Raw genomic sequence first — 11,620 nt, forward strand, 5'->3', positions numbered from 1 at the left:
TATTTCTGCCCATAGTCTATTCCTTGGAAATTAAGCTGGCCTCAACCAGGTCCACTTCTAGTACTAACTTTCGGTGCAACTCATCATCAATTTCCCTGTGCACACGCAAATCAAAAAGGCGTTGTCGCTCGGCGGCAAGTGCCGCCAGACGAAAATTTCGCTCCACGCGTGCGCGTATCCATATGGTCTCACTAGTTTCATCATCGCCATTAATTATGCGTCGGCGGTATATTTCCAGCAGGTGATCAATCGCTTCATAAGCAATCTCTTTGTTTTTCCAGCGCCCGTCTATTTCTTTACGAAGACTGATCAGCCGTTGTTCCGCGGCTTTGGCGGCAGAAACCCTGGCTCCCCTTTCATCACCGATCGCCGCCAAGTGAGGGGTATCTGGTAAGTGTCTGAGTAAAAAGGGCAGAGCCACACTAGCGACAAGCAGTGAAATCAGGATTACGCCCATTGCTATTGCCAGTGCCGCATCACGACCCGGCAAGGGTGAACCATCGGGCATTAGCAGGGGCAGTGAAAATGCCCCTGCCAGAGTGATTGCGCCGCGCACACCGGCCACACTCAAAACACTAACCAGATTCAATTGAGCGATGATAGAGGGAAGGTTGCGACGAAAGCGTGATAAATAAAGTGATACCCATACCCAAATAAAACGCAGCAATAATAGAACAATGGAAATTGCCAGGATATACAGTGACATCATTGTGAGTCCAACATCCTTAGCCCAACTGGTATCCGCATCAATAAGTCGCACAAGCTGTTCGCCTAATAACACAAAAATGATGCCATCGAGCACAATTTGCACCGTACTCCACACCGCGCGACGATCCATGCGTGTGGTGGATTTTTCCGAACCATGCAGGCTGGTGTAATGCGTAGCAATTCCCGCGCTCGCGGCCGCGAGAATTCCCGATACACCAACACTTTGTCCTGCCTGGTAAGCGGCAAAAGGAACCAGCAAACTTACCAATATCTGAATAGCCGTATCCTCACCACTGAGATGGACCAGCCAGCGCAACAGATAACCGCAAATAAAGGCTACTCCCGCACCAATAATTACTCCGCCTATAGCAACCCAAAAAAAACCACTCACCGCTTGTGAAAAAGAAAAAGTCCCTGTCAAAGCGGCAGCCAAAGCAATGCGAAAAATATCCAGCCCTGAGGCATCATTAAACAGTGATTCTCCGGCAAGAATATGCTCCAGTCTCGGCGGAATATTGTTACCCCTTTGCACGACAGATACTGCTACAGGGTCGGTAGGTGCGAGAATGGCCGCTATCGCAAAGGCCATGGCAACCGGCATAATCGGTAACAACCAGCTAATAAAAAAACCCATTCCTACAACAGTAAAAACCACCAGTCCCACAGCCAGAGTTAGGATTGAACCCAAGTCTCTAAAGAAGGCCCCCTTGGGAATACGCCAGCCCGCCAGAAAGAGTAATGGCGGAATAAAAAGCAGAAAAAATATTTCCGGATCTAACGGTATTCTTATGCCAAATACAGATCCCAGTAGAACACCACCCAGGATTTGAATAAGAGGTAGGGGAATCGGAAAAGGCAAAACACGCGCGACAATCAAGCTGAGCGCCACTACCAGCAGTAACAGCAGTGCAACAACGAGATAATGCATCGCCCACTTATATTCCTGTGAAAGACCGCACACCGCGGTTTTCAACCCGAATTATCGGGTCAGCCATTCGGCCAGTATAGGAAATCAGTTTTCCGGGAAATTAAATAAAGCGAAAAGCATTACAAGTAAATATTAGTAGCGCCTGTTTGATGTCACAAGTGCCAAAGCATCAGACCGTATGCTTTTAAGCGGATTTTCCGCATTTATTTCGCCAAAATTTTGGCCCAGAGTAGTTTAATTATTCCTTTATCAATCAATTCCGCCAGCTCATTAAGCAATATATTCTGCGCCGCTATGTGACTCTATCTCAAAGAGTGAATGCGTAAAAATAAACTCCCAATAAAAAGAGATGCTTTCTGCTTGAGCGCCAATACAACCAGCTTTTCTGGATCATTAATTGGGGCAGGTTTTCTTTGCGGCTCAATACACTTTACGATTTCCGCCAGACGATCTTCGGTGTTAGTCAAACCAACAACGTAGTCAACCAGAAATACTGACGCTCGCAAGCTCCTCACTCAGTGCTTGCGGTGATTAATGACATGGTGCACTCCGAGATTTTCAGCCTTTGTCTGGTCTCGGTACACGAGGCGCTACTGATGACTGTGAGATCAGTCAAACGGTGGACTAATTGAATCAGAGTGGCCCCACGCCACCGCAACACTGATTACCAATCACAAACCACAAGATAGCAACTTGTCACTGGCCCTCTTACCGATTGACGCTTGCCAACTATCGAATAGCAATCCCCAAAGGTGATGTCGGTGAGAGGCAAGGCCGCAGATTCAGTATCGCTGAGGCACTTTGGCGTAAATCCAGTAACTGGTACATCGACCAGCTGGTACTGTGCATTACTACCTGGGCGGGATATATCTCCCGCGTACCAAACCCGATCACCCACAGAGAGCTGGCTTACATCGGCGCTAATTGCTTTGATTAGCCTAGTGACATCTAAGCCGAGAACTTTTCATTGTCCTTATCAGCGCTTCTAAGCAGCTTCAACTCTTTTATGTACCTTTTTACATACCTTGGTATCCACAGGATTGACCGAAACTGTATGCACTTCTATCAATAGGTCACGGCCTGAGATCTGGAGTATCAGCAGGGAGATATCTTGTAGGGAGAGTTCATCAGAAATAGGGAGGGACTGTTAATAACCTATGACCTCCATCATGGAATAACTTCCCTTGTACACAGTTTAGAGGGAGTTGAGTCATTTTGAGGGTGTTTATCCACAGAAATAAGTGTTTGAAAATGAAAGGGAATTTAAAGACCCTCCAAAAGACGAAACTGTGAATAACTTCCACTTAACTTATCCACTGTAAAAAATCACAGCTCGAGCAAATTGGAGTCTGTGGAAAACTATTAGGAAATAGTGGAACCCCCTAAAGGGTTCCTCCATGCTACAGCTTTATAGGTTTGTGCCCAGTCAGCTATCTAGAAAATCCTGCAGCAGAGTATTGAACCTTTGAGGTGCTTCGAGAAATAAAAAGTGGCTGCCACCATCTTCGGCCTCGATAATTTCCAAGCGAGAACCTTTGATTTGCTGATGAATCCACTGCTGGCATTCCACCGGGTGAGGGCTGGCACGACCGAAGGCAATCAGCGTGGGCTTTTTAATACGGTGAATAAAGTCACGCCAATCACGAGTGACATTATCTATAAAGAGGCGTGCTGCCAGGGCCCGTGGAAACTGCAGGTTGACCGCAATTAGCTCCTCCCTCTGCCTCGGGGTCATCGCCGGAGTCACCATAGACATCAGTATGTTGCGGGTGGCTTCCTCCGCTTTGGAACTGCGCAACTGGCCCGTGAACTCAAAGAGTTGTTCGGCCGTAAGAATTGCGCCTGCTTCCAGTCGCTCTTGCTCAGACCAATAGGGCTGGGCCAGTAGGGCGGCGGGCTCATCGATAAAAACCAGTTTGGAAACCCCTGCATCGCCAAACATTTCCAGGTAGCTCCAGATCACCGAAGCACCCGCCGAGTGACCAAGCAAATAGAGAGGTTGAGGAGCCAGGGCGCTAATCATCTCCTGCAGGTCCTTCGCCAACCGGGCGATACGGTAGCCATGCAGGGGTTTGTCCGACTGACCATGACCGCGCATGTCCAGCGCAATCACCCGATAGCGATCACTCAAGCCAGAGAGCTGGTATTTGAACAGGGCCGCCCCCTGCGACCAGCCGTGCAGGATCAGCAGAGTGGGACCAGCCCCGGCACTCAGAAAGCTGAGCCTCACTCCATCGGATGTCGTGAAGCTAAAGCGCTCTGCAGGTTTACTCATAAGCCATCCATGGCTTTACAGAATTACTCCACAGTGACCGATTTAGCCAGGTTTCGCGGCTGATCCACATCGGTGCCTTTCAGTAGCGCCACGTGATAGCTGAGCAGCTGAAGGGGCACAGTGTAGAGGATTGGTGCCAGGCTCTCTGGAGAGTCGGGTACTTCAATCACGGTGATTCCCTCCTCACTGGTGAAACCGGCCTTGGGGCTAGCAAATACAAACAGCTGGCCGCCGCGAGCGCGAACTTCCTGTAAATTGGACTTCAGCTTTTCCAGCAGCTCATCATTGGGAGCCACAACAATCACCGGCATGTCCGCATCCACCAGGGCCAGCGGGCCGTGCTTGAGCTCTCCGGCCGGGTAGGCTTCCGCGTGAATGTAGGAGATTTCCTTGAGCTTTAATGCACCCTCAAGGGCAATGGGAAACTCAACACCGCGTCCGAGGAACAATGCATGGTTCTTCTCAGCAAAGGCCTCACTGGTCAACTGAACCAGCTTATCAAGGCCGGTAAATTCCTCCATCAGCTGCGGCAACTGATGCAAGGCATCCACCAGTTCTGCCTCGCGCTCACTAGGGAGCCCATTGGCCTTGGCCAGGGCAAGACTGAACAGCTGCAGAGCCACCAATTGAGTAGTAAAGGCTTTGGTGGAAGCCACGCCAATTTCAGGGCCCGCCTCCGTCATCAAAGACAGCTCGGATTCACGCACCAGGGAGCTGTTGGGCACATTGCAGATCGTCATAAAACCCAGGTAGCCGAGTTCTTTGGCTTGGCGCAATGCCGCCAGGGTATCCGCGGTCTCACCAGACTGGGAAATAGTCACGAACAAGGTGCCGGGGCGCACAACCGTCTTGCGATAGCGGATTTCACTGGCCACTTCCACCGAGCAGGGAACGCCCGCCCAGTCCTCCAGCCAGTAACGTGCAACCATGCCCGCATGGTAACTGGTGCCACAGGCCACAATCTGCACCTGCTCCACCTTGGGCAAAATCTCTTGGGCGCGGCTACCCAGCGCTTGCGACAGCACCGAGTGATCTCCGATACGCCCGGCCAGGGTCGCCGCAACGACTTCAGGCTGCTCGAAGATTTCCTTTTGCATGTAGTGGCGATAGTGACCCTTTTCGGCCACATCATGGCCGGAGTCGAGCTTATGCACCGGGCGGCTAACTTCCTCTCCGCTCTTATCGCGGACCGAAATGCCACTGTGGCGCACCTCTGCCACATCGCCTTCTTCAAGGAAAATAAAGCGATCAGTCACCTGGCGCAGGGCCATCGGGTCCGAGGCGATAAAGTTTTCCTCGATGCCGACGCCCAGAACCAAAGGGCTACCGTAGCGCGCACAGGCCAGGACCTCCGGCTCCTCACTGCTGATCACGGCGAGGGCGTAGGCGCCCTCCAACATTTTGGTCGCCTTGCTCACCGCCTCCATTAAGCCCAGCCCCTCTCCACTGAGGGAGTGGATCAGGTGAACCACCACTTCGGTATCAGTATCCGAAGCGAATTTATAACCCTTGGCCTGCAATTCTTCGCGCAGTGCTTGGTGATTTTCGATAATACCGTTATGCACCAGAGCAATGTGTCCGGACATATGGGGATGGGCGTTTTCATCGGATGGCACTCCATGGGTCGCCCAGCGGGTATGGGCAATTCCCTGGTGCCCCCCAGCGGGTTCTGCCTCCAGTTTGGCTTCCAGGTCAGCAACCTTTCCCAAACTCTTGCGTAACTGTAACCGCCCATCATCCCCGCGTAAACAGACGCCTGCAGAATCATAGCCTCGGTACTCCAGGCGACGCAGGCCCTCAAGAAGGATACCCGTCACATTGCGCTGGGCCAGTGCCCCAACAATTCCACACATATCTTTCTCCTCGCAATTCCTAAAAGTCTTTTGTTTATTCTCTCGCTAACCGCCAGCCACTGAGCTTGTGGATGCGCAGATAACCCGCACCCCCAGCTTTTGCAATTGCTGGCGCGCGCTCTCCTCCAGCCCGGAATCTGTTACCAGTACATCTACTTGGCTCCAGGATAGTTCCAAATTGGGGATTCGCCTGCCGACCTTGCTGGACTCCGCTAATATCACTACTTCCCGTGCAACTTCAGCCATTACCCGGGAAAGACCTATCTGTTCGTTGAAAGTGCAGGTACCGCGCTCCAGGTCTATGCCATCGGCACCAATAAAAGCTCTGTCGAAGTCGTAATCGCGCAATACCTGCTCTGCCACCTTGCCCTGAAAGGCTTCGAAGTGCGGGTCCCAGGTGCCGCCGGTCATCAATAGGGTTGGCTCGTTCTCCAGCTCCCGTAGGGCGTTTGCCACATGTAGGGAATTGGTCATCACCACCAGACCGCGCTTGCACTCCAGCTCGGGGATCATGGCCGCTGTGGTGCGGCCATAGTCGATGACTATTCGGTGATGGTCTGGAATTAAGGCTGCAGCGGCGCGGCTGATAGCGCGTTTGACTTCCGATGGACCTTCTTCCACCACCAACTCACGCGGCACCGGTATGGCACCACCGCGGCGACGCAGCAGCAGACCGTGGTTTTCCATCGCGGTGAGGTCCTTTCGAATCGTAACTTCTGAAGTTTCGAAGCGCCGTGCCAATTCTTCGACACTCGCCTCTCCGGTCTCATTCAAAAGACTCATAATGCCATGGCGGCGCTGTTGTGTATTGCGTTTCGACATAACCACTTAACTTTCGTTTCGAAACTTAAAGATAGCAAAGTGAAAGATAAGTTCCCACAAAGATTTCAAACAAATGAAGGCCCGGCGGCCCAGCAGGATACGGGCAAGAGAGATAGTGGCAGCTCTTGAACGGTACTTACGCTGAAAGGGCGGATAACATCGCCTTGAGAAAACGCGCCAACTCACCGCCGGTTACCGCGCGGTGATCTGCACTAATGGAGAGGGGCAGTAGGGGACGCATCGCCGGCCAGCGGTCTATCACCACGACGCCCTGGCAAACCCTGCCAGCACCGACAATTGCCACTGTTGGCGGCAGCACGACCGGTGTCGCATAGCGACCGGCGATAGTGCCAAAATTGGATAAAAGAATGGTTGCACCCTGTAGGTCACTCTGGGCAATGCCGGTTTCCCGGGCCTGGTGTTTAAAATCGGCCACCTGGGCCATTAATGATTTATCCGAGCGCGCAGCCACATCTTTCAAAACAGGAACAAATAGGCCGCGAGGAGAATCCACCGCCAATCCGATATTGACCGACTTCTGGGGCGTCAGCTGATCATCCTGGAAAAAAGCGTTAAGGGTCGGCTCGGCAATACAGGCAGACTGCACGGCGCGAATCAATTTCAACAGCGCCGGGGCGCTGCCCCACCAACTGGATATATCCGCATCATCACACAGGGTAATCTGTGTCACCTGGTCCCGGGCACGACTCATGGATATCCCCATGGCACGCCGTGCCGGTGTCATAACTTCCTCAGGCTCTGAGGCTTTTGCTACCTCCTTCACCGGTTCTGGAGATTGTCTTTGCTCGGCGTTTTCCTCCACGGCACTAAATTTAGCCCCCGCAGCAGCACGCACCTGTGCTGCAGTGACCAAAGCGCCATCCGTGGTGAGTTTTTCCAGCTCCACTCCCAGGCGCCGGGCCAGGGCGCGAACCGAAGGTGTTGCCAGCCGTTTGGGAGCCTCGCTAATATCCTGCTCGACACCGAGGACATCCTCTCCCTGCTCCAGCTTGCCCACGACAGTTCCACTGTCGGCCCGCGCCCGATCAGGTGCCGATGCGCCGCACACTTTTTCCTCTTCAGGTTCAGCCGTGATGACGGCCTCTTTGGGAGAAGTAACCTCAGCGGGTACCTCTGATGGCGCTGCCTCTTGCGCACTACCTTCAGCGACAAAACCCACAAGGGGTTCACCCACATTGACGGTTTGATCCGGCTGCGCGAAGAGTTTTTCAATCTTACCTCCCCAAGGGGCGGGCACTTCCACTAGCGCTTTGGCAGTCTCGACAGTGACCAGGCTCTCGTGGGCGGCAATTTCATCTCCCTCGTGTACATGCCATTCCCGCACTACCGCATCGGGCAGGCCCTCACCGAGGTCCGGTAAAGTGAAAATTTTCATGCCACCCCTCCACTAGCGTATTCGAGTACCTCGCGTACCGCCGTCATAATCCGCGGCACACCGGGTAGATAGGCTTCCTCAAGCTGGAAGTAGGGCATCACCGTATCGAAGCCCGTTACTCTCTGTACCGGGGCGTGCAGCAGGTCGAAGGCGTATTCATTGATTTGCGTGGCCACTTCCGCGCCCAAGCCACAAAAGCGTGCAGCTTCATGTACCAAAACACAGCGATGGGTCTTTTCCAAAGAGTCGATAATGGTGTGGATATCCAGGGGTTTTAGGGTGGCGAGATCTATCACCTCGGCTTCGATACCTTCAGTGGATAGCTGCTCGGCAACCTGTAGGGTTTCCTTCAGAGAGGCCCCCCAGGCGATCAGGGTGATATCGCTGCCCTCACGTAGGACAAAGGCTCGATCTAGAGGCAGTGCTTCTCCATTGTCGATCACTTCCTGGCGCACCGCGCGGTAGATCCGCTTGGGTTCGAGGAAGACAACCGGATCGGGATCGCGGATCGCTGCCAGCAACAGGCCATAGGCCCGCGCCGGGGAGGAGGGCACCACTAGACGCAAACCGGGGATATGGGCGAACAGCGCCTCGGTGCTCTCCGAGTGGTGCTCCGGGGCATGGATACCACCGCCATAAGGTGCCCGATAGACAACAGGGCAGGACAGCCGCCCCCGGGTTCTGTTGCGGTAGCGCGCGGCGTGGCTGAGGATTTGATCGAGGGCGGGGTAGATAAACCCCATAAACTGGAACTCGGCTACCGGCCGCAGGCCTTGTGCGGCCATACCGATAGCAATCCCGGCGATCATATTTTCCGCCAGCGGTGTATCCAGTACCCGCTCATGGCCAAAACGCGCTTGCAGGCCATCGGTGGCGCGAAATACACCACCGTTGAGTCCCACATCCTCACCGAATACCACCACCTTGGGGTCTTTTTGCATCTCAAAGGTGAGCGCCAGGGTAATCGATTCCACCAGGGTAATTTGCGCCATCAGCTGTCCCCCTGCAGTTGCTGGTATTGCTCGATAAAGGCCTCGGGCAATGTTTCATAGAGATGGTCAAAAATAGCCGTGGGCGCATCCTGGGATTTTTGCCGATACGCACGAACGGCCTCCTCCAGGATCTCTTTCAACTCCCGCTGCAATTCCTCTTCTTGGGCATCTCCCCAGATCCCCAGCCCTTCCAAATAGGTTCTCAAGCGCCTCAGCGGCTCTTTGCTCCAAGCCTCCTTGAGTCCCTCTGGTGGTTGGTAGCGGCTGGCGTCATCGGCGGTGGTGTGATCACAGAGGCGATAAGTCACCGCCTCAATCAATGAGGGGCCGCCGCCGGCATGGGCCTGCTGCAGCGCTTCTAAAACGGCTTGGTAAACAGCGATGACATCATTGCCATCCACCTGCAAGCTGGGGCTTCCCGCGGCAATCGCTTTCTGTGCAAGGGTTTTACAGGCGGTTTGCCCGGAGCGGGGCAGGGAAATAGCCCACTGGTTGTTATTGATCACCACCACCAACGGTAACTTCCAATCCCCTGCCAGGTTGATAGCTTCGTAGAAATCCCCTTTGGACGTGGCGCCGTCACCGCCACTGGTAACCGCAGCGCGCATGGGCTCACCCAATTGCTCGTGTTTATATTTGAGGGCAAAGGCAACGCCGGCGCCATGCAGCATCTGTGTCGCTATAGGCACGCTTAGCGGCAAGTCTTCGCGCACATGGCGATAATTCTGGCCCCGTTCGTCCCCTCCCCAAATTGCGTAGATTTCCTCTATGCGCACACCCCGCTCCAAAAGGGCGCCGGTTTCCCGGTAGTTGGGACAGTAGACGTCTTCTTTTGCCATGGCGGCCCCCACACCCACGCCAATGGCTTCCTGTCCGAGGCTGGATGGGTAGGTGCCGAGCTGACCGGTACGCTGCATCTTCACCGCGCGATCATCCACCATACGCGCCAGGGTCATTTGCCGGTATAGGGCAACCAGAGTATCCGGGGTGGCGAAATCGGGCAGCGCCTGGGTGGTTTGTCCAGATTCATCCAGATACTGTAAAGAGGCGATATCGAAGCTGGCGAGCAGCTGCATTCTGGGCTTGTGCATCGGGCCATTCCTTTTGTTCCCGAAGCGCAAGTTTAATGGAAAGGAGGTGTCCCACCGGGTGGGAGGAGTGAAAACCCGCCGGAATTCGATTTTCCAGCGGGTTTCATATCAAAATGGAAAACCTAGTTTCGCTTTATCGGGCGCTCCCAGCCGGTGATATTACGCTGCTTGCCCCGGGCCACAGCCAGCTCCTCGCTACCCACTTCCCGGGTGATGGTGGAACCCGCCCCAACGGTGGCACCACTGCCGACTTTCACCGGGGCAACCAAGGCGGTATTGGAACCGATAAAAGCCCCGTCACCAATTTCGGTGAGGGACTTATTCACACCATCGTAATTACAGGTGATGGTACCGGCACCGATATTCACCGAATCGCCCAAGACCGAATCCCCCACATAAGAGAGGTGATTGATCTTGCTACCGACACCCACTTTGGCCTTTTTGGTTTCGACAAAATTACCCACCTTGGCTCCATTAGCCAGCTCGGTGCCGGGGCGCAGGCGGGCAAAAGGACCTATGGTGCAGGCTTCACCCACATCGGCACCTTCGATTACCGAGTTGGCCTCCACACGGGTGCCATCCGCTAAACGACAGTTTTTCAGCAGGCAATTGGGGCCAATCTGCACGCCTTTACCCAGAGAGACCTTACCTTCAAAGATGCAATTGATGTCGATAGCTACATCCGTATCGCACTCGAGACTGCCGCGGATGTCGATTCGGGCCGGATCGAGCAGGGTCACCCCGGCATTCATCAGCGCCACTGCACGGGTGTGCTGCAGGGCACGTTCCATTTGCGCCTGCTGGGCGCGACTGTTTACGCCGGCCACTTCCAGCGTGTCACTGGCACGCTCGCCGGTTACCGCTATTTCCTCGCTCACCGAGCGTGCGATGACATCGGTCAGGTAGTATTCGCCCTGAGCATTTTCACAAGACAGCTCTGGCAGCCAACGTGCCAGCAAATCCGCTGGGGCCGCGAGAATTCCGGTGTTTACCTCGCGGATTGCCAGTGTATCGGCATCGGCATCCTTCTCTTCGACAATCGCCTGCACTCGGCCTGTATCGTCGCGTACTATGCGACCATAGCCGGCCGGATTAGCCATTTCTACCGAGAGCAGGGCGGGGCCGTGGTCTGCCGCTGACAACAGGGACTGCAAAGTGCCCGCCCTGACCAGTGGCACATCTCCATAGAGCACCAAGACGGTGGAGCCTTCGCGGAACTGGGGAATCGCCTGCGCCACAGCATGGCCAGTACCCAACTGTTCCGTCTGCTCAACAAATTTCACACCACTATCGGCAAAACGCTCCCGCACCTGATCCGCGCCGTGTCCGACAACCACGGTGATTTCAACGCCCTGCAACTGCCGCGCTGTCTCAATTACATGCCCCAACATGGGAATTCCGCCAATCGGGTGCAGCACTTTGGGCAGGTCAGATCGCATACGGGAGCCTTTGCCCGCGGCCAAAATCACAACATCGATAGTCATATTGGTTTGAAATCTCTCTAATTTCATAAATTTGGCAACATTGTGGCCACTAGCCCCCACTAACTCAACCC

At 54.3% G+C, this 11,620-nt stretch carries 9 protein-coding genes; 1 reads left to right on the forward strand and 8 read right to left on the reverse strand.

What is annotated here, in order from left to right:
* Positions 1-16: 16 nt before the first annotated feature.
* Positions 17-1,636 carry a Na+/H+ antiporter gene (locus tag ACJJID_RS17325; protein ID WP_444920540.1) on the reverse strand — a complete coding sequence of 540 codons (1,620 nt, stop codon included), beginning with the start codon at positions 1,634-1,636 and terminating at the stop codon, positions 17-19.
* 715 nt (positions 1,637-2,351) lie between these two features.
* Here ACJJID_RS17325 and ACJJID_RS17330 point away from each other — a divergent pair.
* A complete protein-coding gene (locus tag ACJJID_RS17330; protein WP_444920541.1) occupies positions 2,352-2,573 on the forward strand; it encodes a hypothetical protein in 222 nt (73 codons plus the stop codon).
* 489 nt (positions 2,574-3,062) lie between these two features.
* Here the strand turns inward: ACJJID_RS17330 and ACJJID_RS17335 are convergent, their stop codons facing one another.
* The 7 genes from ACJJID_RS17335 to glmU form a co-directional block, all read right to left on the reverse strand.
* Positions 3,063-3,911, reverse strand: a complete 849-nt coding sequence (locus ACJJID_RS17335) for an alpha/beta fold hydrolase (protein ID WP_444920542.1) — start codon at positions 3,909-3,911, stop codon at positions 3,063-3,065.
* Positions 3,912-3,934: 23 nt separating this feature from the next.
* Positions 3,935-5,764: a glutamine--fructose-6-phosphate transaminase (isomerizing) gene (gene glmS, locus ACJJID_RS17340; RefSeq protein ID WP_444920543.1), complete on the reverse strand. Its 1,830-nt coding sequence runs from the start codon at positions 5,762-5,764 to the stop codon at positions 3,935-3,937.
* 45 nt (positions 5,765-5,809) lie between these two features.
* Positions 5,810-6,586 (reverse strand): DeoR/GlpR family DNA-binding transcription regulator, encoded by a 777-nt coding sequence (locus ACJJID_RS17345; protein WP_444920544.1) that lies wholly within the window; start codon positions 6,584-6,586, stop codon positions 5,810-5,812.
* 136 nt (positions 6,587-6,722) lie between these two features.
* Entirely contained in the window at positions 6,723-7,982 is a 1,260-nt protein-coding gene (locus ACJJID_RS17350) for a dihydrolipoamide acetyltransferase family protein (RefSeq protein ID WP_444920545.1), read from the reverse strand.
* Positions 7,979-8,974, reverse strand: coding sequence for an alpha-ketoacid dehydrogenase subunit beta (locus ACJJID_RS17355; RefSeq protein WP_444920546.1), 996 nt, complete (start codon positions 8,972-8,974; stop codon positions 7,979-7,981). Before ACJJID_RS17355 ends, ACJJID_RS17350 begins: the two co-directional genes overlap by 4 nt.
* Positions 8,974-10,065 (reverse strand): pyruvate dehydrogenase (acetyl-transferring) E1 component subunit alpha, encoded by a 1,092-nt coding sequence (gene pdhA, locus ACJJID_RS17360; RefSeq protein WP_444920547.1) that lies wholly within the window; start codon positions 10,063-10,065, stop codon positions 8,974-8,976. Before pdhA ends, ACJJID_RS17355 begins: the two co-directional genes overlap by 1 nt.
* Before the next feature lie 122 nt (positions 10,066-10,187).
* Entirely contained in the window at positions 10,188-11,549 is a 1,362-nt protein-coding gene (gene glmU, locus ACJJID_RS17365) for a bifunctional UDP-N-acetylglucosamine diphosphorylase/glucosamine-1-phosphate N-acetyltransferase GlmU (protein ID WP_444920548.1), read from the reverse strand.
* Between the last annotated feature and the right edge of the window lie 71 nt (positions 11,550-11,620).

It is taken from the genome of Microbulbifer sp. CnH-101-G (assembly GCF_052466775.1).